The organism is Acidimangrovimonas sediminis (assembly GCF_002871005.1).
In the GTDB taxonomy this organism is placed as follows: Bacteria; Pseudomonadota; Alphaproteobacteria; order Rhodobacterales; family Rhodobacteraceae; genus Acidimangrovimonas; species Acidimangrovimonas sediminis.
In genome coordinates this window covers 1-20,500 of the sequence record NZ_PHSN01000048.1, presented here as the reverse complement: position 1 = coordinate 20,500, position 20,500 = coordinate 1, and the positions used below count along the sequence as shown (strand labels likewise).

Sequence of the window (20,500 nt, the reverse complement as noted above, 5' to 3'; positions counted from 1 at the left end):
CCTAGACAGCAGTGGCAACCTCTTCTTCCCGGCGGCTCCGCGCGGCGCCCAGCAGCGCCTCCATCACCGCAAGGTCCAGCACCCCTTCGCGGGCGCTGACCAGTGGCGCGGCACGCCCCGCGATCACCTCGGTGAAATTGCCCAGCTGGCGCAGGAACGGATCGGCCGGCGTGCAGGGCACCGGCTCGGCCCGCATCGGTGTCGTCCAGGACCGTTCTCCGTCGTGACGCCACAGCTCCAGCCTTGGCAGCGTCAGCGCGGCCTCGGTGCCCGAGAACCGGTGCGAAACGACATCGTGGCGCGGAAAGCGCGGCACGTCGCCCGAGGCGAGGTCCCAGCTCCAGGGGGCGGATGCGGTGTCGGAAACGGTAAGGGCCGCCAGCGCGCCGGAGGCGAAGCGGAACAGCACCGCCCCCGTGTCCTCGACCGCAAAGCCGCGCACCGCGTTCGCGGCCATGGCCTGCACTGTCACGATCTCTCCCATAACGTGACGCAGCAGGTCGATCTCGTGGATCGCGTTGATCAGGAACGGCCCGCCGATGCCGGGGCGGCGGCGCCAGTCGGCCTCGAAATAGCTGTCGGGCTTCATCAGGTTGTAGCTGACATTGGCCATCACCATGCGGCCGAGCGCGCCCTGGGTCACCAGCGCATGCGCCTTGGCGACGAAGGGATGATGGCGGCGGTGGTGACCGACCAGCACCGGCACCCCGGTGCGCGCCTCGGTCTCGAGCAGCGCCAGCGCTTCGGTCGAGGTATTGGCGACCGGCTTCTCGACCAGCACCGGAATTCCGGCCTCGAGAAAGTCGACTGCGATCGGCACGTGCCAGGAGTTCGGCGTGGCGATCACCGCGCCGTCCGGGCGCTCGGCCGCGATCAGGGCGCGGTGGTCGCGGTGGTGCCGCGTCGCGAACCGCGCGGCGATCTCGGCGGCTGCGTCCGAAGGGTCCGAAATGCCGGCGAGGGACACGCCGTCGGTGGCGTGGATGGCGGTGCAATGGGTCAGGCCGATGGCCCCCGCGCCGATCACGGCGATCTTCATGATGGTCTCCTTCTTGAGCTGGTCAGGGCGTCGAGGGGCCGGCGCGCAGCTCGGCCAGGGTTCGGGCAATGCCCTCCGCAAGCGGCGTGACCGGCAGCGCGGACAGCCAGCCGGGCCAGGGGTCGCCCCCCAGCTGGGGCGCGATCGGCATCGGTGGCCCGTCGGCGGTGATCACCGCGCCAGGCTGCTGGCGGTCAAGCTCGGCAATGAACGTGTCGATGCGCGCGGTCTCTCCCTGGAGCGTATAGAGCCCGGCGCGGTCGCGCGGCTGGGCGATCGCCTCGGCGAATGCCCGGGCGACGTCGTCGACATGGACGAAGCCGACGGTGCCGGTAAAGCCGATCCGGAACGGGCGACCCTCGACCGCGGCGCGACAGGCGCTCGACGGGCCCGCGCTGATGCCGGAGCCTTCGCCGGGGCCGTAGACGATGTAGGGTCGGAACCCTGTCGCGCCCATCGCATGGTCGGCGTGATAGGCGCGGGCGATGCCTTCCAGCGCCAACTTGTGGGCACCGTAATGCGTCACGGGGCGGGGAACCTCGCCGTCCTCGGGGCCGAACACGCCGGCCGAGCTGACGTAGGCGATGCGGTCGATGCCTGACTGTCGCGCCGCTTCGAAGGCGTGGAGACCGCCCAGTACGTTGACCGCCGCCGAGGCGATCGGATCGGCACGGCAGGCGACGGTCAGCAGGCCGGCGAGGTGGATCAGCGCGTCGCATCCCTCCGCCGCGCGGGCCACTGCCGCGGCGTCGGTGATGTCGCCGACGACCTCTTCGATTTGTCCCGGATCCTGTCGGTCGGGCGCCGCGGCGATCCGGTCGAAGACGCGCACCGAGTGCCCGGAAGCGAGTAGCGCCAGCCCGACCCTGCGCCCCAGAAAGCCGTTGCCACCGGTGACAAGTACGCGGCTCATCGCGGCGCGCCCGGGGAGGATGATTTCGCAAGGCTTGTCATGGAGCCTCCTTCGGCCTGCCTTAAAATGGAATTGGATTCCAAAATGGTGAAAGTCCGTGCTAGACCCGGGCTGAACCATCGAGTCGGAGGAGGAAAGCGATGCGTATTCTGGTGACCGGGGCGAGCGACGGGATCGGCGGGGCGGTCTGCCGCCAGCTGGCGCGCGAGGCGGCGGAGGCGGGGCGGCAGGCGACGATGGTGCTGACCACGACCGGGCGCAATGGTCCGCCCGACCGGCTCGCGACCGAGCTGGAAGCGACCGGCGCGCGCTGCCTGACCCTTGCCGGGGATCTGACCGACGCCGGGACCTGCCGCCGCATCGCCGCCGAGACGCTGGCCTTTTGCGGCGGCCTCGACATCTTCGTGTCGAACGCCGGGGGTGGGGCGCCGGCGCCGCTGGCCGAGGTCACGCTGGAAACCTGGGACCGGCAATTCGCGCTCAACGTCCGCCCGACGCTGATCCTCGCGCAGGAACTCCATGTCGCGCTGCGCGAAAGCCGGGGCACGATCGTCGCGGTGGCCTCGATGTCCGGCATGCAGGCGCATCCCGGGCAGGGGGCCTACGCGCCGGCGAAGGCGGCGCTGTTGTCGCTCTGCCGCAACCTCGCGCAGGAGTGGGCGGCGGACGGGATCCGGGTCAACGCGGTCTCGCCGGGGATGATCCGCACGCCGCTGACGGAGCGGACCTACCACCACGAGGAGACCGCGCAGACACGCCGTGCCCTTGTGCCGCTGGGCCGTATCGGCACGCCCGAGGATATCGCCGCGACGATCGCCTTTCTCGCCGGGCCGGGGGCGGGCTACATCACCGGTCAGAACATCCTGGCCGATGGCGGGCTGAGCGACAGCGTCCTCGGCCATGTGCCGCTGCGCCCGGCCTGAGCGGGCGGCGCAGGTGGCGCGGGAGAAGGGGCGTGGCGGCATCATCCCAGCCGCGCCGCGCCGGCCAGCGCATGCCGGATGGTCAGGCTCTCGCGCGTCGTCTCCAGCGCCCGGCGCGCCCACTCCCGCGCACCCAATTTCGGGACGCGGCTGTCGCTCGGGATCTCGACGCTGACCGGCAGATCCCAGGGCAGCCGGGCGAAGAGCGCGGGCAGGTCGATCCCGCCCTCGCCGGGCAGAAGGCGTTCGGAGCGGGCGGTGAAGATCATCTCTTCCGCCGTGTCGGGGATGCCGGGCGGGGCATCGCAGATCTGCGCGTAGCACAACCTTTCGGGCGGGATCGCCGCGATGTCCGGCAAGGGGCTGTCCGACCGCGCCTGATGCAGCGCGTCGACCAGCACGGTGCCGTTCGGCAGGCCCGCCGCCTCGACCACACCAAGCGCGTCGCGTGCGGTCTTCAGCGCGGTCCAGGGCATGAACTCCAGCCCCGCCTTCAGGCCGAACGGCGCCGCGGCCTCGCAGAACGCGGCGAAGGAGGCGGTCAGGCGCCCGCGGTCGGCGTCGTCGCCCGCCACCAGCACGGCACGGGCGCCGAGCGCCGCGCAGACCTCGAGGAACGGCGTAACCGAGGCGGCGCGGAACCCGGGGTCGAGGCGGATTATCTCGACGTCGAAGACTGTGACCGGGCTGCCGTCCAGCCGCGCCCGCGTCTCGCGCAGCAGCGCGGGATCCTCGATCAGCGGCGAGAAGGCGCCGCCCGGCGCCGCCGGGCGGATGCGCAGGCCGACGGCGTCGTATCCCAGATCCTCGGCCAGCCCGACCGCCCCGGGGGGCGGCAGGGTCTGGCAGGTCAGATAGGCCATCGAGATCGGCGGCAGCTTCCGGTTCATCCCCCGGCCCTCATGCCAGCGGCGAGAAGGCGGTGGGCAGGCCGATCTGCGAGGCCATCTCGCCGGTCAGCCAGGCCGGTCCGCCCTTCGGTGGCCAGACCCCCTGGGCCACGCTGTCGCCGCGCACCTTGGCGCGGTGGTCGAGGCCCTGATACGGCCAGATGTGGGTAAAGCGCGGCGCGCCGTCCAGCGCATACATCGCGATCGACAGCGGCGAGAGTTTCGACCGCTCGGGCATGGCGGCCTTCCACGCCTCGATCGTCTTCGGCACGCCGCCGTGCTTCAGCCGATAGGTGCGGATCTCGTAGGTCGTGCCGTAGCTGCCGGGGGTCACCTCGGGCAGGAACGGAAAGGGCTTGTAGCTGTCGAAACTCATCTCGGTGATGGCGTCGCCGCAGCCGAAGGGATCGACGGTGTCGAGAATGCGGCCGCGTTCCGCCTCCAGCGCCGCGAAGTCCTCGTAGCCGCGCAGGATCAGGCAGCGGTTCAGCGCCCCGATCTCGGTGTGCCAGCAGCCCAGCAGCCGGCCTTTCGCCGCGTCCGAGGCGGTGAAGGCCTCGACGCCCTTGTTGACCTCAGCGGCCGTGCCGAGCCTGATGGACAGCGTCGTGATGTCGTAAAGCATCCGGATCCTCTTTCTCTTTCTCTGGAGTGGGGGAATGGTTGTTGGCCAGCGGCACGCCCGCGGCCGCATGGGCGGCGACATAGCCGAAGGTCATCGCGGGTCCCAGCGTGATGCCGCCGGCGGGATAGCGGCCGGCCATCATCGAGGACATGTCGTTTCCGGCGGCGAAAAGCCCCGCGACCGGGGCGCCGTCCGGCCCCAGTACGCGTGCATCCGCATCGGTGCGCAGCCCGGCGAAGGTGCCCAGGCTGCCGGGCACGATCTTGACCGCGTAGAAGGGCGCGCGGGTGATCGGCGCGACGCAGGGATTTGGCCCGTGGTTGGGGTCGCCCTGGATCCGGTTGTAGGCGCTCTCGCCGCGATGGAACTCGGGGTCGCGGCCCTCGGCGGCCTCGGGGTTGTAGCGCGCCAGCGTCTCGGCAAGGCCCCAAGGGTCGATCCCCGCGGCACGGGCCAGAGCCTCCGGTGTGCGGCCGCGGAAGAGATAGCCGTTCCGCAGCCAGGGACCGGTCGGGAAAGGGCGGGGACGCACCCGGCCGAGGCCGTAGCGGCGCAGGAAGCGGCGGTCGCAGATCAGCCAGGCCTCGGCTCGCTCTCCGGGCGGCGTCGCGGCAAAGAGCGCCTGCATGACGTCGTGGTAGGAATCCGCCTCGTCGGTGAAACGGCGGCCGGTGCGGCGCACCATGATCAGACCGGGCTTGGCGCGCTCCAAGAGATGCGGGTAGCGGCCGTTTCCGCCTCCCCTGCGTGGGGGCAGCGAGACCGGCGCCCAGGCGCCCGCGTTGGCAAGATCACGCCGCACCGCGCCGCCCGCGCGCTCGCCCAGCCGCAGACCGTCGCCGGTATTGGCAAGCGGCGCGGCGGAGTGATGTTCGGTCCCGCCGGGCGCATGTGCGAAAAGCCGCGCCTTGCGGGCGGTGTCATGGGGAAAGCCGCCCGCCGCCAGCACGACGCCGCTGCGCGCCGCGATGCGGATCGGACGACCGTCGTGGACGATCGTGGCGCCGGTGACGCGGCCTGCATCGTCGATTTCGAGAGCGCTGACCGGGGCGGAATGCGCCAGCCGCACGCCCAGATCGTCGGCAGATTTCAGTAGCCGCGCCACCAGCGCATTGCCGTTGACCAGGTGCATCCCGCGGCCGTGGCGGGCGAGGTCTGCGAAATGGCGAAGCATCCGGCGCGCGACATGCACGAATGCCCCGGGCTTGCGGGTCGCGTTCAGGAATTGGGCGATGTCGCGCCCCGAAGCGATGTTCATGCCGAAGGGCGCGATCTCGGCCAGCGGCGGGCGCAGGTCGTGGACCCGCGCGCCCATCTTCCGCCCGTCGAAGGGCGCGGCGCAGAGCGAGCGCCCGCCGCGGCGGCCGCCCGGCGCCTCGGCGTGGAAGTCGGGGACCGCATTGCCGTCGACGAAGTCGAGGCTGGTGTGATCGCGGAAGAAGGAAACCATGCGCGGCCCCTGCTGAAGGAACCGCCCGACCAGCGCCGGATCAAAGCCCTCGCCCAGCTCGCCTCGGAGGTAGGCCAGCGGCTCCGCCGGGTCTTCCTCAATCCCGGCGGCGATCGCCAGGGGGTTGCGCGGGATCCACATCCAGCCGCCCGACCAGGCGGTGGTGCCGCCGAAGTGGCGCTCTTTCTCGACCACCAGCACGTCGAGCCCAAGCCAGGCTGCGGTGACCGCCGTCGACAGGCCGCCGGCACCCGAGCCGACGACGAGCAGGTCGCAGGTCCAGTCTTCGCTTGCTGTCTGTTCCATGTCTTTCTCAGCTGCCACGAAGGAGGGGAGGGCGCGGGATCAGCCCGCGCGGGCGCCGACCATGAGGAAGTCGACCATCGCGGCTTGCAGCGCCTCGTACATCTCGCCGCCGGTCGAGGTGGCGCAGCCTTTCGCCCGGGCCGCCACGACCAGGGGAGAAACCGCCGGCTTGGTGATGACGCAGCCGACGAACATTTCCGGCGTCAGCTTGTCCGCCTCCACGGGCAGCGGATCGCCGTCCTTCATGCCCGCGGGCGTGGCGTTGCAGACAAGCGTGAACCCGGTCGGGTCGGGGGAGCCCGCAAAGACGCGCACCCCGCCGCGGCCGGTGAGGCGCGCGATCAGCCGGTCGCGCCGCGCCGCGTCGCCGTCGTGGATCGCCAGCTCGGCCACGCCGGACGTGACCAACTCGTAGGCGATCGCCGACCCCGCGCCGCCGGCGCCGATCAGCAGTGCGCGCTTGCCCTTCGGCTCACAGCCGTTCTGCCGCATCGCCTGGACGAAGCCGTAGCCGTCGATCATGTCGCCGTGCCAGGTGCCGTCTGGTTTGCGGCGCATGATGCTTGACGCCGAGACGAAGTCGGACCGCTCGGTGGCGCTGGTGCAGTGCTGGTAACAGGCGAACTTGTGCGGCACGGTGACGATGATACCGTCAAGGTTCTTAAGCTTGTCCGCGCTCTCGAGTAGGGCGCCTAGGTCCTCGACCGCGACGCAGACCGGTGCGACGATGCCGTCATGGCCGCGCCCGGTGAAGGCCGTGGTCATGCCGCCGGGAGAGCGCACCTGAGCGATCGGGTCGCCGACGATGATGTTGAGGCGGGTTGCGCCGGTCAGGGTGATATCCATGTTTCGTGCTCCTGTTCAGCCCGCTGTCGCCGTCGCCTTGGTGGCGACATCCGCCTGCGCGGGCGTTTCCTGTTCGACGAGGCCCAGCAGCCGCGTCTGCAATTCCTCGTCGCCCTCCAGCTCGACCGCGGCGCCGTCATAGGCGATTTGCCCGTTGACCAGCACATAGGCCCAGTCGGACAGGGCCAGCACCGCGTCCGCGTGGTGCTCCACGATCACCATGGCGACTTTGCCGCGCAGCTTGACCAGCGCGTCCATCACCTCCTTGACCACCGCCGGGGCGAGCCCCTCGAAGGGTTCATCCAGAAGAATCAGCCGGCTTGGCACCATCAGGGCGCGGGCAATGGCGACCATCTGGCGCTCGCCCCCCGAGAGGTTGTCGGCCTTGGCGTGCTGACGGGTGCGCAGCCGGGGGAAGAGATCGAACACCTCGTCGATCCCGATGCCGCCATCGCGCGCGGCAAGCTGCAGGTTCTCGGTGACGGTGAGGTTCGGGAACAGCCGCCGTCCCTCCGGCACCAGCGAGATGCCCCGGCGGTTGATCTGGTAGGGCTTGAGCCCGGCGATCGACCCGCCGGCAAAGGTCATCTCGCCCCGCTTCAGCGGCAGGATGCCTGTCAACGCACGAAGGGTCGTGGTCTTACCCACGCCGTTGCGCCCCAGCAGCGCGACGATCTCGCCCTCGCGCACACTGAGAGAGACGTCCGACAACACGGTCGAACCGCCGTAGCCGACCTCGATGTCGCGGATCTCGGCCAGGGGTTTGCCGTCCGCGCGCGCGGCGGCATGGGGGATGCGCGGTAGCGCGCTTTCGCGGCGGTCGTCCCTCTCCTCTCCGAGGTAGGCGGCGACGACCGCGGGATCGCGGGCAACATCCTCGGGCTTGCCGTCGGCGATCAGCTTGCCCTGGTAGAGCACCGACACACGATCGGAGATCGCAAGTAGCCGGTCGATGTCGTGTTCCACCAGCAGCACCGCATGGCTTTGCGAGAGCTTCTTGATCAGCGCGGCGACAACGATGCGGTCAGCCTCGGCGAGACCCGCGAGCGGCTCGTCGAGCAGCAGGACGCGCGATTCGAGCGCCAGGGTCACGCCGATTTCGAGCAGCCGCTTTGCCCCGTGGGGCAGGTCGGCGGCCAGCAGGGGCGCCTTGTCGGCAAGGCCGATCGCGTCGAGGATCGACCAGGCGCGATCGTTGGTGGGGGCGTCGCGGTGGGCGTCGCGCAGCAGGCCGCGGCAGCCGATGCGCTGCGACTGCAGCGCGATGCGGATGTTCTCGAACACCGTGAGATTGGGAAAGATCGACAGGATCTGAAACGACCGCCCCATCCCCAGCCGCGCCCGGGCATGCATCGACAGCTTGGTCACGTCGCGCCCTTCGAGGTGGATCGTCCCGCCGGTGGGCGGCAGCACGCCGGTCAGCATGTTGAACATCGTGGTCTTGCCAGCGCCGTTCGGCCCGATGATTGAGTGCAGCACGCGCGGGTGGATGTCGAAGTCGATCCCCTCGGCGGTGACCAGCTTGCCGAAGCTCTTGGACAGGTTGCGCACCTCGACCACCGCCCTGTCGGGGTCGACGCCTGTCGCCACCGGCTCGTAGGGGGTGATCCTCGCCGGGCGGGGCGGGATGGTCGGGCGCACCAGCGTCCAGTGCTTGCGCCGGGAGAGCATCTGCCAGAGGCCCTGCACCCCTTCGGGCGAAACCAGCGGCAGCACGATCAGGATCGGTGCGAACAGCAGCCACCAGTTCTCGTACACCGCGGACAGGCGGTTCTCGAGCAGGATGAACAAGATCGCGCCCCAGAGCGGGCCGAGGAACTGATGCACGCCGCCCAGCACCGACATCATCAGCGCGTCGCCGGCATGCTGCCAGTTCAGGTTGTTGGCATAGGCGCCCTGCAGGAGCAGCGTCAGCAGCGCCCCGGCGCCGCCGACCAGCGCAGCCATCAGGGTGAAGGCGATAAGGCGGATGCGGTAGACATTGAAGCCCAGCGAACGTGCGCGCTGCTCGTTGTCGCGCACCGCCTGCAGCGCCCGGCCGAACGGCGCATGCGCGAGCGCCCAGAGGAACCAGCCGCCCGCGAGCACTGCGGCGAGGACGAAGTAATGGTAGGTCCCGTCGGTCGGAAAGCTGGCGCGCGCCACGCCCTGAAGGCCGTTCTCGCCGCCTGTGACGTCGGTCCAGCGATAGGCGACCTCGAAGGCGATCTGCGAACAGGCGAGCGTCAGCAGCGAGAAGTAGAGACCGGTGCGGCGCAGGATCAGCGCCCCCAGCGCGAGGCCGAGCAGGGCCGAGAAGGCGATGGTCAGGACGATCCCCACAAGGTCGTTGCTGACATGATGGAGGATCAGGAAGGCGGTGGCGTAGCTGGCGGTGCCGAAGAAGACCGAGGCGCCGAAGGGCACGAGGCCCGCGTAGCCGACCAGCAGGTTCACCGCCAGCGCGTAGAGCGTGTAGATCGCGATCTGGGTGATCAGGTTCAACGGCGCGCCCATCGCGCTCCATACCGCGGTCAGGACGGCGAAGGTGAGCGCCATCCACAGGACGGGGTGTTTCACGAGACGTTCCAGGGTCATTCGAACCTCTCCCAGCGTTCGCCGAGCAGGCCGCGCGGGCGCACCAGCAGCACCACGGCCATCAGGATGTACATCGCCGCCCCCGACCATTGCGGGGCGAACTGGATCGTCATCGCGGTGGTAAGGCCGACCAGCAGGCCCGAGAGGATCGCGCCGGCGAAGGAGCCGAGGCCGCCGATCACCACGATGACGAAGGCCGGCATGATCGCCGCCCCGGCCATCGACGGGTTCACCGTCCAGAGCGGCCCGGCCAGCATCCCGGCAAGACCGGCCAGCAGGCACCCGATGCCGAAGACGAAGCTGAAGACCACCGGAAGGTTGATGCCCAGAAGGCCCACCATCTCGCCGTCGCGCGATCCGGCCCGGATGATCCGTCCGAAGGGGGTGAAGTTCAGGAACAGCCAGAAGGCGGCCAGCGCCAGCACGGTCACCGCCAGCACGAACAGGCGGTACTTGGTCAGCAGGACCGGGCCGAAGATCACGAAGCCGGTCAGCATGTCGGGCACGTTGTAGGCCTGGGGCGCCGCACCGTAGAGCGCGCGCAGGCTTGCCTCGAGGAACAGCGCCAGCGCAAAGGTGATGATCAGGCTGACGAGGGGGTCCTTGTCGTACAATCGTCGGATCAGCACGAACTCGACGATCATCCCGATCGCGCCGGTGGCGATCGGCGCCAGCAGCACCCCCCACCAACCGAACATGTCGCCCAGCGTCAGCGCCAGATAGCAGCCGATCGCGAAGAACGCGCCGTGCGCGAAATTCACGATGCCGAGCATGCCGAAGATGATCGACAGGCCGACCGCGATCAGCACGTAGAGGAACCCGAGAACGAGCCCGTTGGCTGCCTGGGAAAGGATCATGGAGAGCATGACAAACCCCCTGGGGCCGCGCAGCAGGTCTGCGGGCCTCCGTTGTTCGTTGCGCGCGCCGGTCCGCGCACCGAGGCGCGGACCGGGCTTGGAGAGGGATCAGATCGTGGGCATCTTGCAGGCGCTCTGCGCCTCGGTGCCGTAGGCGGCCTCGATGTCCGCCGGGGTCTTGGGAAGCTCGGCCTTGACGTCGAAGAAGTCCCACTTGTCGGTGATCTTCGGCTTGATCCCGGCGACCAGAAGACGGTTGATCATCTGGTGGTCGAAGTCCCGATAGGTGACGTCGATGCCGTTGCGCCTGACCTTCCACTCGGTCAGCGCCTTGACCAGCTTGCCTGACTCGGTCGACCCCGCGGCCTCGATCGACGACAGCAAAGAGCGCATGCCGAACCAGCCCATCCAGGTCTTGTCAGCGGCGGGGCGGTTGTATTTCTTTTGGTATTGCTCGGCCATTTCCTGTTCGTCGGCCGGGTTGTCGGGGTTCTTGTAATACCAGGTCAGCGTGTAGAGACCCGCCGCGGCCTGCGCGCCGACCCCCCAGAGGTCGGTGTTGCCGACCGCGATCTCGGCGAAGGGGATCTTGCTGGACATGCCCAGTTCCTTCCACTGCTTGAGGAACGTGGTCAGGTCGCTGGCGGAGATGCCGCCGATCACGACATCGGGCTGCGCCGCGCGGATCTTGAGGATGTAGGAGCTGTAGTCCGGCGTTCCGATCGGCACGGAATCGGCACCCACCACTTCGCCGCCGTTGGCCTCGATGTAGTGGCGGAAGTTGTCGGCGATGTCCTGGCCGAAGGCGTAGGCTGCGGTCAGCAGATACCACTTCTTGCCGATGCCGGCGCAGTAGGGGGCAAGCACCTTGGTGTGTACGCTGACAGGCGGCTGGCCGCGGAAGGTGTAAGGATTGCAGGCGCTTCCGGTCAGCGAATCCGCGGCCGCGTTGGGCGCGATGAACGGCACCTTGTGCTTGTTCGCCACCGCCGATTCCGCCAGCGCGAGCGAGCTCATGGCGCCGCCGATCAGCGCGACCGCGCCCTGCTCCGAGATCAGCCGCTCGGCGTTCTGCTGGGCGCCCTGGGGGCTCGGCTCGTCCAGCCAGACCAGATCGACCGGACGGTCGAGGATCTTGTTGCCACGCTGCTCCAGCGCGAGCTGGCAGCCCTGCGCGAGATACTCGGCCTGATCGACGATGCTGCCGGTCTTGGCCCAGAGCATGCCGATGCGGATCGGGTCCGCGGCCCAGGCCCGGTTGACGAAGGGCGCGCCAAGCAGCTGTGCCCCGATCCCCGCGGCGCCGACGCCGGCGGCCGTGGTCAGCAGTTGGCGGCGGCTCAGCCCGCGCGCGTTTCCTGTCTTGGTGTCGTCCATGATGTTCTCCTCCCAGAACGCTGTTCATGACGTGAAGGCGATCTTCGGGGCACTTGCGTGCCTTGCCCGCGACCTCCCTCGCGGCAGTTCCTGCTCTTCGCTTCTCAAGGGCTATTCGATTCTGGAATCGGAGTCCAGTTTTTTGACGCGAAAAATGGAATTGGATTCCGGCGTCGAAAAGGGTTACATTTTTTCAAAGACATGCGCGACATGGGTTCGGCGTGACCGGGCATGTGCCGGGCATCTGCCGGGTTTGCTGACGGGGAGGCGAGGGGCCGCGTTGATACCTCGGGCTCGGCTCGGGTAGGGTCGGCCCGGCGGTCATCTGCCGCTTTCTCGACCGGCGGCAGAGGTCGGCGGCCGCATGCAGGGCGAAATGGAGACGACATGAAGAGCTTGGCCGACGGCCGCGGGGAAGCGGCTGAGAAAGACAAGGCGCCCAGCGGGGTGCTGGAGCGGACGCTCAGCATCCTGGAGCTGCTGGCGCGCAACGCGCGGGGCCTGCAGATCTTCGAGATTGCCGACACCCTGGGCATTCCGCGCAGTGCGACCCACAGGCTGCTGACCAGCCTGGTCGAGCATGGCTATGTCAAGCAGGAGCGAGAGCACGGTGCCTATCTGCTGACGGCGCGGATCGTCTCGCTGGCCTTCACGTTTCTGTCGGGCAGCGGCATCACCGATCTCGCCCAGCCGATCATCGATCAACTCGCACAGCGGGCGGGGGAGCTGGTGCGCCTGGCGATCGTCGATGGCGACCAATTGACCTGGGTGGCCAAGGCGCAGGGGTCTCCGCATGGATTGCGCTATGACCCGGAGACCGGGCAGGTCGCGCGGCTGTCGTGTTCCGCCAGCGGCCTGGCGTGGCTTTCAACGCTTGACGAGGACGAGGCGATTTCGCTGGTCGAGAAGCAGGGGTTCGGTTCGCGCGAACAATACGGCCCGAACGCCCCGCAGACGCGCGCGGAGCTGCTGGAGCTGCTGCGTCTCACCCGCCGCCGCGGTTACAGCGAGACTGTGCAGACCTATTACGATTGGATGAGCTCGATCGCCGCCCCGATCCCGAGCCCCAACACCGGAGAGACGATCGGCACGCTGGTCGTCGCCGGGCCGAGCATGCGGCTGACCGAGGAGAAGCGGAACATCCTGATCCCGGATCTGCTGGAGACGGCGCGAGAGCTCTCCCAGGCTCTCCTGGTGTCGGCCACGTTGGCGCGCCCGCAACGCCGCGCGGCAAACTTCTTCAACGCCGATCCGGAATTGTGAAAGATTACGCGATGCTGGGTAGGCACCTTTCGCGCCACGCCAGAGGGAGTTTCTGCCTCTTCGCCCGGCGCCTTGTCGTGCTGTATCGGCACGTGCCATTGGCCGTGTTCTCCTGGCCCGCATCGTTCGGGGGCGATGCGGGTCTCGACTGGCGGAATGCTCGGGCGGGTTCGGGACCTGCCGCTGATGCAAACATCATAGCCGAGAGCGCGGGGGGACGGAGGCCGCGAGTCGTGTCCAGAGGTCGAATAATGTGGATAACCCATACTCAAATCACCGTAAAACAAGAGAAATATGGAAAGGTCCGGGAAAGGCGGTGCCCGCCGCCCTGAAGACAGGATCGAGGAAGATGGCGAAAATCCAAAGACCTCATCCTCACGCGCGAAAACTGCAGAAAACAGAAAACACCAGGCTGCAGGCCGAAAGGAAAAGAACCGGAGAAGAACCGCCGGGCACGCCCGGCGGCCAGAAAGGTCTCCACAATCGTCTCAGCTCTGCGTGTTGGCGGGAAAGACCTCCTGTGCTTCTTCAGAGATCGGCTGTTTTGATGAAGTATCGGTTCCGGTGGCGCGGCGATCCCCGTCTTCCTGATCCTCCGGTTCGAGGGTGAGCATAAGTTGGAGCGCCCAGCCCTCGATCACGCGCTCCCGCAGAAGGGCGCGCGCCAGGGCGTGCAGGGTCTCGCGGGCGTCGGAGAGCAGGGCATGGGCGCGGGCCTCGGCTGCGTCCAGACGGTCCGAGATCCGGGCGCGCAGCTCGGGGTTGGCGAGGTGTCGCGGGTCCGCGGCCAGCCAGACCAGGCCGGTCGCTCCCGCCCCGAGCGAGAGCTCCGCTTCAAGCGCGGCCTCCGTCGCGCGCCCGAGGTCGCTGTGCGCGGGTCCGCCCGAGCCCGATCCCGCCACACCGAAGACCAGCCGCTCGGCGGCGCGGCCGGCGAGTTGATAGGCGAGGGCGTCCTCGATGTCCTGGGGGAGGCCGGCGGATTGCCTGAGGACGATCTCGGTCAGCCCGCCCTGCGGTGTCAGGCGGATGGCTCGGATCTGGCCGACCCGCAGGTGCGCGCCGACGAGTGCGTGACCGGCTTCGTGGATGGCGATCCGCCAGGACAGATCCTCCGGGATCTCGGTTGAGGGTGAGAGGGCCCGGGCCAGATGCTGGCGGGTCAGTGCGACACCATCCCGGCGGGCGGCGCCGCGGGCACGGCGCACGGCCGCTTCGATCTCGGCCGCGGTCTGACCCCGGGCCTGTACCGCGAGGGCGTCGACCTCGGTTGCGCCGAGATCGCCGCGCAGATGGTGGCGCAGCATGGCCGCCACGGACTTTGGACCGGGAAGTCCAACCTCCACAATCTGATCGAACCGGCCGGGGCGGATGATCGCCGGGTCGAGCGCGGAGAGATCGTTGGTCGCCGCGATGACCACGCAGCCTTCCGCCTCTTGCAGCCCGTTGAGCTGGTTCAGAAATTCGTTCACCACCTGCCGCCGATAGTTCTTGTTATGATCTCCGTCGGTGGCGCGCGTGCCGAAGCCGTCGACCTCGTCGACGAACAAGATTGAGGGTGACGCCGCGCGCGCCTCAGCGAAAGCGGCGCGCATGGCCTTGAGAAGATCACCGAGATGTCCGCGTGCCTGCCATACCCCGAGCGAGGCGGTGAAGAGTTGCGCGCCGGCGGCGTCGGCGATGACGCGCGCGGCGAAGGTCTTGCCACAGCCCGGCGCGCCGTGAAGCAGGAGTGAGCGCGTCATGTCGCGCCATGCGGTCCTCCCGGACTGGTGGGCGACCATGTCATTGACCAGATCCCGCGCCGCACTCTCGAGGTTGCCCATCCCCTCAAGGAGTTCCAGGTCACCTGTCGGGATCGGAGGCTGGCAGGCCGCGCGCAGGCGCTCGATGACCTCGAAGCTGTTTTGGGCCCGGAAGGCGGCGGCGAGCGTCAGGGCCGGCAGGCGCGCCAGGAAGGAGCCGCTTGGCATGCGGCACCGAAGGTCGGCCAGCGCGACGTCGCCCGTCACGGAATGTGTGCGTTCGAGGAGGAATAGCACGCCATCGCATGTTAGCGGGGCGAGGGACAGGATGGCTGTGGCGCTGTCCTTGGCCTCTGGGGGAAGGTCTTCCGCCGAGGTGGCCAGAATGACGATTGGATCGGCCCCGCCGAGAGAAATCTGGAACTTCTCGGCCCAAGCCTGCTGATCCCGCTCGCGCGAGGGATATCGCTGGATGCGAGGAATTTGCTGGCCCGCTTCGCCCTGCTGGCCGCCAGCGCTACCGCCACGGAACGCATGCCGCAGCAGCTGCTGGACATAGTCGAGGACAAGGGAGTCCGAGGTCTCGAAGACATGCAGCGCCCTCGGAGCCGCCAGGCGAGCCAAACACGCGTCTTCCTCCAAGGTCCGAGCCAAGCGGACCGCCGCCAGTCCTTCGAAAAAGTGCAACGGGGGAGGCAGAGGCTCCGCCGTCTTGCCCACCTGCGAGAGGTCATTGGGGACCTCCGAAGATGCGGTCGGAGCCTCAGAAGTCTCTGGCGGAAACGCCTCTGCGCGCGCGATCCGCTGCAGGTTTGCGGCGAGGCCGCGGGCTTTCGGGCGCTCATGGAAGGGAGCCGCCGCCGCGATCTCATCGTCATATGAAATATCCGGCGTGCGGGCCGTGGCGAGGTGGTTGAGCAGCGTGTCGGCGAGCGCAAGCCAGGCCGGCGCAGTGGGAGTCGTCATTCGATGGGCCATAAGCTGGCTCCTTATTGGGTCGCAGAGAGAGCAGAAGGCGGTCGGCCCGGCGCTAGACTCCGTCCAGCGTGCCGTTCTCCGCGGCGTCGAGCAGGTGATGGATCAGGTTCTCGGCCTCAGGCGTGTAGATCTCGCTCACCACGTTCAGCCAGTCTGAGAATTTGGCGGGTGGGACGACCGCGTGGGGCAGGGTGGTTTGCAGGATCTTGTGCATCTTCTTCTCGGCGCAGAGCGCGGCATGGCCTGTGTCGAATGGAACCGCCCTCAGGATCTCGCCATGGACCTGGGTTGGCAGGCCAAGCTGATATCGCAGGCGAGAGGCAGGATCTCGGCTGTAGCCGAGCTTGTAAAACACCGCGTCCGTTGGGTGCACGAAGCGCATGGCGTAAACGTAGCTCGGCGCAGCGGTCCAGCTCTCGCCGCATTCCAGGCAGTCGAATCTGCCTGTCTGCATATTTGCACGCGCGAGCCGCCGGGTCGCCCCGCATCCGCTCGTGTGGCGGTAGAGGCGGAAGTTGGGATTGCCGGCAGGATCCGGGCCGACAAGCTCCCAGCCGCGCTCCCTCGCCTCGCTCGCTTCGCGGTGGGCGTGACAGGTCTCGCAGCGGATCCCGGTCTCTCCGCGTGCAGCCCGCTCGATAAGTGCGAACTGGCGGCGCAATTTGTGGCTGCAGGGGGCGCGGAAGATGCCGTAATGGCGGTTGTCATCCGCCTGGCCGAGGAATCTCAGCCCGGCTGCAACTGCCGTCGTGATGCGCCTCTCGCGCAGGCAGTGGGGGCACAAAGGCTGGTGGTTCATCACGACGAACAACTTGGAGATGTGCGGTTGGTCACATTCCTGGCAGCGGAGCGCAAAGTGGTAGCGATCCTTGACGCGCGCGAGGATATCGAAGCCCTTGGCGCGCGCGGTCTCCTTCCAGTGGTCATGGATCTCCCCGGGATAGAGCAGGTACTCTTCATGCATCAGGGTGATCGTCTCGGGGCCGAAAAGGGTATCGGGAAACGTCATCGCAGGTCTCCAAGCGGAAGGAATGGATCGCGCAGCCGCACGAGGGCACCGCCGCGTCGAGCACGCGGCGGCGAGGGCCGGAGGAGGTCGGGGACGGATCGGAGGACAGCTGGGCGCACCCCGCACGCATCCGGGGCGTGCGGCACGTGCGGGATACTTCCGCCGATCAGCGGCGCAATCGTGCGCGGGTAAGTTGGGGGAGGCGGATCAGGCGCGCAGTGTCAGGCCGCAGATCTCCGGTCCGACAGGGGCGCCGTAAGCCGGGCAATCCTCCATGTCGGAAAGGCACTCGAGGTCGACCATGTCATCGACGCGCTGCCTTGCGGCCTGCAGCAGCTGGTTCGCACGGTAAGCCACCACGTCATTGCCCTCGACCTGGAACAGGGGCCCGAAACGCTCGAGGAGCTGGTAGTGTTGGCGCAGGCCGTGCTGGCTCTCTGCCTGCAAGATCCCGTCAATAAGAAGGGTCATCCGCTGGAGGGGGCGGTCTGCCAGCCGGGCCGGCGCCGTGGCGCGGATCGCCGAGATCAGCGTTGTCACCCGCGTCTGGGCCTGCTCCGCAGTGCTCAGCCAGATTGCAAAGGCGGGCTCCCAGATGTCGACGTCTTCGATGTCGCGTTCGGCTTCGATGAAGCCTGTCAGCGCCACGACGAGCTTCGAGAACAACGACGAGATGGGCGTGTGGGTGAACTTCGTCGGTGCTTTATCCGCCAGGTGCGGCGTGCTACGTGTCACGATAGCCATGAGCGATCTCCTTCCAAGGATTTAGATCGGTTGTGGTTAGGCCAAGGCGAGAGCTGGAACCTCTTGCTTTGGCCGGATGGAGAATAAATAATGCTATAAAGTCAGAAAGTCAATGCGACGGGCATGAAAAAAATCGGACGCCCCACAGTTGATACAGAGGCCGTCACTCTGCGTCTCCCGCGCGAGATGATCGCGGCGATCGATGATCGACGCAGGCAGGAGCCGGACCTGCCCACAAGGCCGGAGATGATACGGCGCGCCCTCGCGCAGTGGCTCGAGACGCCCGGAGACAACAAAGAAGAGTAACGGGTCCACGCGCAATCTCCGAAGACTGAGCCAGGCGGGCGGCGTTCGACTGGCTGCGGCTCGGCGAAGTGGCGGGTTTGGGGCCGGTAGCGGACTGGAAGGTTCCAGCGATCAGCCTGAGGAAGCCGACATCCACGGGAACGATGTGCGCCGTCGAGGACGGCCCGAAGCCGACCTTCGTCAGGGTGGCCATCGCTGCGCCGCAGCTTCCCCGAACCGGTCCTTCATGCAGGCCGCAGCATTTTGAACGCTCCTAAGTCAGCAGAGCGGACAAAGCGGTCGGTCAGAGCGCGCGCGTTTTGATTGCGGTTGGGTCAACGCCCCCGTCCCGCATCTTCTTCTCCGCCCTAGACCTGATGACGGCAAGAAGGGTCATCAGTGCGGTATCGTGGGCGCATTCGCGGTCCATCTTAGTGTAGACGAGATCCAGCTCTTGTTCTGTCCAGGTTTGCAGCTCTGCAAGGTTGTGTTGGTGCTGCACCTCAAGCTTGTCGAGTGCGCGTGCAAACTTCGCTTCGGGGGTCTCGCAGTCCTCGTATTCTCGCCATAGCTCTAGAAGCAGTTTCCCCGAACCCTCAGGAAGCATTTTGCGGATTGTCTCCATCGCTTCGGCTTCATCCGCAAGTTTGGTATCTTTCCGTGCGCTTACTTCAAAATACGGAATGTCCCCGGTGATGGCCTCTGCAATGTCATGAAGCGCAATCAGTTTCAGGGTTTGCCCCAGATCAACGGAATGCTGAAGGTGAGGGGCCATCAGAACCGCCGCCACTGACATCATCCACGTGTGTTCAGCGACACTTTCCTGCCTGCCATTCGACAGCCAGCTATGGCGCATCTCGGTCTTCAGGCTTTCAGCTAGGGACAGCACGTCCACAATGCCCTCAGCCTCGGCGTGAGGAAGTGTTGAGCTGTCTCGGTTGCCTTCGGTCATGACGTCTCTCCTGATCCCAACGACAAGATAGCAGGTTGTACTGGCAGCAAACAGAAAGGTCTGGTGTGGGCTCGAAGCCGACTTGCGGCGGCGCGGCGGGCCCCACGCCTGAGGTGGCCAGGTCCGCGGCACTCTCGGCCCTTTGCCGCCATTCAGCTCTGGTTCACCTTGCTGCAGTGCGGCCAGCCAGAGTTGCCGTTCGTGGCATCTCCGAGCTCTGATCGCGGTCGGAGGACGGCTCTCCGCCATCGCGCTCGCGGCTCTCGTCATCTATTGGTTATGAATCCTGAGCCGCGCTCTTGATTGGGAGATCGACGTGCTCCTCTCCACTGCGGAGCCTCGACCGTCTCGTCCCGCGGACGCCTTGGTCAGGCGCGCACGGCCTCCATCCTGCGGCGCCCCTGAAGGAGCACGAGGGCAAGGGGAATTGCGAAGACCACCGCGCTGGCCAGCGGCACCGCGGCGTAGTCATACCCCGCCCGGATCACCGCACCGCCCGCCACGGCACCAAGACCGTTGCCGAGGTTAAAGGCGCCGATGTTGACCGAAGAGGCGAGGCTCGGGGCGTCTTGCGCCGCGCCCATCACCCGCATCTGCATCGTCGGCACCAGGGCAAAGCAAAGCCCGCCCCAGATAAACAGCAGCACCAGCATGGCGATCAGATAGGTGTGAAGCACCGACATGGCGCCAAGGAGCACGATCAGGGCCACAAGCGTGCCGGTCAAGGTGCCGCGCAGCGACTTGTCCGCAGCGATCCCGCCGAAATGATTGCCCACCGTCATGCCGAGGCCAACGACGATCAGCGCGATCGTCACCAGGGCGGCAGAGGCGCCGACCCCGTCCTGCAGCATCGGAGCGACATAGGTGAAGACGGTGAACTGACCGGTCGAGGTCAGCACCGTCATGCCCAGGGCGGCAAGCACAGGCCGGCACAACATGACCCGGATCTCGGCCTTGGCGTTGGTGTCGCCAGAGGCCGGCAGATGCGGCAGCGCTTTCATCAAGGCGAAGGCCGTGGCGAGCCCCAGGGCGGCGATGAACATGAAGGGCATGCGCCAGCCGGCCACATCGCCGAGGTAGGTCAGCGCGGGAACCCCGGCGACGTTCGCCATGGTGAGGCCCATGAAGACCGCCGCCACGGCGCCGGCCTGGCGGCCCGGCGCGACGAGACCAGCGGCCACGATGGCGCCGACACCGAAGAACGTGCCCTGGCAGAGAGCCGTCATGACCCGCGCCGCGAGCAGGACCTCATAGCTCGGCGCAACCGCGGCCATAACGTTGCCCGCGGCAAGGATAACGGCCAGCAGGATCAGCAACCGGTTGCGCGCCATACGGCCCGCCGCGAGCGTGACAATCGGCGCAAAGACCATCACGCCGAAGGCATAAGCCGTCACGATCAGACCCGCGGTGGGGATGGAAATTTCAAGGTCGTTCGCGATCACGGGCAGAAGGCCCATGGGAGAGAATTCCGTCAATCCGATCGCAAATGAGCCGAGGGAGAGTGCCGCAAGGGCAGGATTTAGCTTCATTCTGTCGTCTTTCGTATGTCTCTGGGTGCCGACCTGACACCCGATGTCTGCGTTCACGGCAAACTGGACGAACTCGGGTCCCGGGATTAGAGCTTGTCGCAGCACTTCATTTTTGAGGCATGGGCAAAGATGACCTCGCAATCTGACCGCTTCGGGGAAATGGAAGCCTTTCTCGCAAGCCTCGAGGAAGGC

17 protein-coding genes are annotated in these 20,500 nt (G+C 67.4%); 3 read left to right on the top strand and 14 right to left on the bottom strand.

Annotation, left to right across the window (positions count from 1 at the left end; genetic code table 11):
• Position 1 precedes the first annotated feature (1 nt).
• Positions 2 to 1,039: a Gfo/Idh/MocA family protein gene (locus CVV76_RS23535; RefSeq protein WP_102227127.1), complete on the bottom strand. Its 1,038-nt coding sequence runs from the start codon at positions 1,037 to 1,039 to the stop codon at positions 2 to 4.
• A gap of 22 nt (positions 1,040 to 1,061) precedes the next feature.
• Positions 1,062 to 1,952, bottom strand: a complete 891-nt coding sequence (locus CVV76_RS23530) for an NAD-dependent epimerase/dehydratase family protein (RefSeq protein WP_102227126.1) — start codon at positions 1,950 to 1,952, stop codon at positions 1,062 to 1,064.
• Positions 1,953 to 2,092: 140 nt separating this feature from the next.
• Between CVV76_RS23530 and CVV76_RS23525 the strand changes: the two genes are divergently transcribed.
• Complete coding sequence (locus CVV76_RS23525) at positions 2,093 to 2,875, top strand: SDR family NAD(P)-dependent oxidoreductase (RefSeq protein ID WP_102227125.1); 783 nt, start codon at positions 2,093 to 2,095, stop codon at positions 2,873 to 2,875.
• Between the two features lie 41 nt (positions 2,876 to 2,916).
• Here the strand turns inward: CVV76_RS23525 and CVV76_RS23520 are convergent, their stop codons facing one another.
• The 7 genes from CVV76_RS23520 to CVV76_RS23490 form a co-directional block, all read right to left on the bottom strand.
• Entirely contained in the window at positions 2,917 to 3,765 is an 849-nt protein-coding gene (locus CVV76_RS23520; RefSeq protein ID WP_102227124.1) for a sugar phosphate isomerase/epimerase family protein, read from the bottom strand.
• A 10-nt stretch (positions 3,766 to 3,775) separates the two neighbouring features.
• A complete protein-coding gene (locus tag CVV76_RS23515) occupies positions 3,776 to 4,390 on the bottom strand; it encodes an NIPSNAP family protein (protein WP_102227123.1) in 615 nt (204 codons plus the stop codon).
• Positions 4,341 to 6,146: an FAD-dependent oxidoreductase gene (locus CVV76_RS23510; protein ID WP_102227122.1), complete on the bottom strand. Its 1,806-nt coding sequence runs from the start codon at positions 6,144 to 6,146 to the stop codon at positions 4,341 to 4,343. The genes CVV76_RS23515 and CVV76_RS23510 overlap by 50 nt, the downstream gene beginning before the upstream one ends.
• Before the next feature lie 39 nt (positions 6,147 to 6,185).
• Positions 6,186 to 6,992, bottom strand: a complete 807-nt coding sequence (locus CVV76_RS23505) for a shikimate dehydrogenase family protein (protein ID WP_102227121.1) — start codon at positions 6,990 to 6,992, stop codon at positions 6,186 to 6,188.
• A gap of 15 nt (positions 6,993 to 7,007) precedes the next feature.
• Positions 7,008 to 9,569, bottom strand: a complete 2,562-nt coding sequence (locus CVV76_RS23500; protein WP_102227120.1) for a branched-chain amino acid ABC transporter ATP-binding protein/permease — start codon at positions 9,567 to 9,569, stop codon at positions 7,008 to 7,010.
• Positions 9,566 to 10,435 carry a branched-chain amino acid ABC transporter permease gene (locus CVV76_RS23495; RefSeq protein ID WP_102227119.1) on the bottom strand — a complete coding sequence of 290 codons (870 nt, stop codon included), beginning with the start codon at positions 10,433 to 10,435 and terminating at the stop codon, positions 9,566 to 9,568. The genes CVV76_RS23500 and CVV76_RS23495 overlap by 4 nt, the downstream gene beginning before the upstream one ends.
• 99 nt (positions 10,436 to 10,534) lie before the next feature.
• A complete protein-coding gene (locus CVV76_RS23490) occupies positions 10,535 to 11,803 on the bottom strand; it encodes an ABC transporter substrate-binding protein (RefSeq protein WP_102227118.1) in 1,269 nt (422 codons plus the stop codon).
• A gap of 387 nt (positions 11,804 to 12,190) precedes the next feature.
• Between CVV76_RS23490 and CVV76_RS23485 the strand changes: the two genes are divergently transcribed.
• On the top strand, positions 12,191 to 13,066 hold the full coding sequence (locus CVV76_RS23485; RefSeq protein ID WP_102227117.1) for an IclR family transcriptional regulator: 876 nt from the start codon (positions 12,191 to 12,193) through the stop codon (positions 13,064 to 13,066).
• Between the two features lie 488 nt (positions 13,067 to 13,554).
• Here CVV76_RS23485 and CVV76_RS23480 read toward each other — a convergent pair whose 3' ends face one another.
• From CVV76_RS23480 to CVV76_RS23470, 3 genes are all read right to left on the bottom strand, one after another.
• Positions 13,555 to 15,789: an AAA family ATPase gene (locus tag CVV76_RS23480; protein WP_102227116.1), complete on the bottom strand. Its 2,235-nt coding sequence runs from the start codon at positions 15,787 to 15,789 to the stop codon at positions 13,555 to 13,557.
• A 52-nt stretch (positions 15,790 to 15,841) separates the two neighbouring features.
• On the bottom strand, positions 15,842 to 16,798 hold the full coding sequence (locus tag CVV76_RS23475; RefSeq protein WP_233193130.1) for a GIY-YIG nuclease family protein: 957 nt from the start codon (positions 16,796 to 16,798) through the stop codon (positions 15,842 to 15,844).
• Positions 16,799 to 17,005: 207 nt separating this feature from the next.
• Complete coding sequence (locus CVV76_RS23470; RefSeq protein WP_102227115.1) at positions 17,006 to 17,542, bottom strand: hypothetical protein; 537 nt, start codon at positions 17,540 to 17,542, stop codon at positions 17,006 to 17,008.
• A 123-nt stretch (positions 17,543 to 17,665) separates the two neighbouring features.
• Here CVV76_RS23470 and CVV76_RS23465 point away from each other — a divergent pair, with 123 nt between their 5' ends.
• Positions 17,666 to 17,848 carry a ribbon-helix-helix domain-containing protein gene (locus CVV76_RS23465; RefSeq protein ID WP_102227114.1) on the top strand — a complete coding sequence of 61 codons (183 nt, stop codon included), beginning with the start codon at positions 17,666 to 17,668 and terminating at the stop codon, positions 17,846 to 17,848.
• A gap of 283 nt (positions 17,849 to 18,131) precedes the next feature.
• On the opposite strand, the gene CVV76_RS23460 is transcribed toward CVV76_RS23465, so the two are convergent.
• Positions 18,132 to 18,779, bottom strand: coding sequence for an HD domain-containing protein (locus CVV76_RS23460; protein ID WP_158243236.1), 648 nt, complete (start codon positions 18,777 to 18,779; stop codon positions 18,132 to 18,134).
• Positions 18,780 to 19,147: 368 nt separating this feature from the next.
• Positions 19,148 to 20,500: MFS transporter (locus tag CVV76_RS23455; RefSeq protein ID WP_199178699.1), on the bottom strand; the 1,353-nt coding region annotated here is incomplete at its 5' end.

Coding starts and splice junctions, on each gene's coding strand:
- CVV76_RS23505 (WP_102227121.1), bottom strand. CDS start 6,992: ATGGATATCACCCTGACCGGCGCAACCCGCCTCAACATCATCGTCGGC.
- CVV76_RS23500 (WP_102227120.1), bottom strand. CDS start 9,569: ATGACCCTGGAACGTCTCGTGAAACACCCCGTCCTGTGGATGGCGCTC.
- CVV76_RS23530 (WP_102227126.1), bottom strand. CDS start 1,952: ATGAGCCGCGTACTTGTCACCGGTGGCAACGGCTTTCTGGGGCGCAGG.
- CVV76_RS23460 (WP_158243236.1), bottom strand. CDS start 18,779: ATGACCGAAGGCAACCGAGACAGCTCAACACTTCCTCACGCCGAGGCT.
- CVV76_RS23475 (WP_233193130.1), bottom strand. CDS start 16,798: ATGACGTTTCCCGATACCCTTTTCGGCCCCGAGACGATCACCCTGATG.
- CVV76_RS23465 (WP_102227114.1), top strand. CDS start 17,666: ATGAAAAAAATCGGACGCCCCACAGTTGATACAGAGGCCGTCACTCTG.
- CVV76_RS23535 (WP_102227127.1), bottom strand. CDS start 1,039: ATGAAGATCGCCGTGATCGGCGCGGGGGCCATCGGCCTGACCCATTGC.
- CVV76_RS23525 (WP_102227125.1), top strand. CDS start 2,093: ATGCGTATTCTGGTGACCGGGGCGAGCGACGGGATCGGCGGGGCGGTC.
- CVV76_RS23490 (WP_102227118.1), bottom strand. CDS start 11,803: ATGGACGACACCAAGACAGGAAACGCGCGCGGGCTGAGCCGCCGCCAA.
- CVV76_RS23485 (WP_102227117.1), top strand. CDS start 12,191: ATGAAGAGCTTGGCCGACGGCCGCGGGGAAGCGGCTGAGAAAGACAAG.
- CVV76_RS23515 (WP_102227123.1), bottom strand. CDS start 4,390: ATGCTTTACGACATCACGACGCTGTCCATCAGGCTCGGCACGGCCGCT.
- CVV76_RS23480 (WP_102227116.1), bottom strand. CDS start 15,789: ATGGCCCATCGAATGACGACTCCCACTGCGCCGGCCTGGCTTGCGCTC.
- CVV76_RS23520 (WP_102227124.1), bottom strand. CDS start 3,765: ATGAACCGGAAGCTGCCGCCGATCTCGATGGCCTATCTGACCTGCCAG.
- CVV76_RS23495 (WP_102227119.1), bottom strand. CDS start 10,435: ATGCTCTCCATGATCCTTTCCCAGGCAGCCAACGGGCTCGTTCTCGGG.
- CVV76_RS23470 (WP_102227115.1), bottom strand. CDS start 17,542: ATGGCTATCGTGACACGTAGCACGCCGCACCTGGCGGATAAAGCACCG.
- CVV76_RS23510 (WP_102227122.1), bottom strand. CDS start 6,146: ATGGAACAGACAGCAAGCGAAGACTGGACCTGCGACCTGCTCGTCGTC.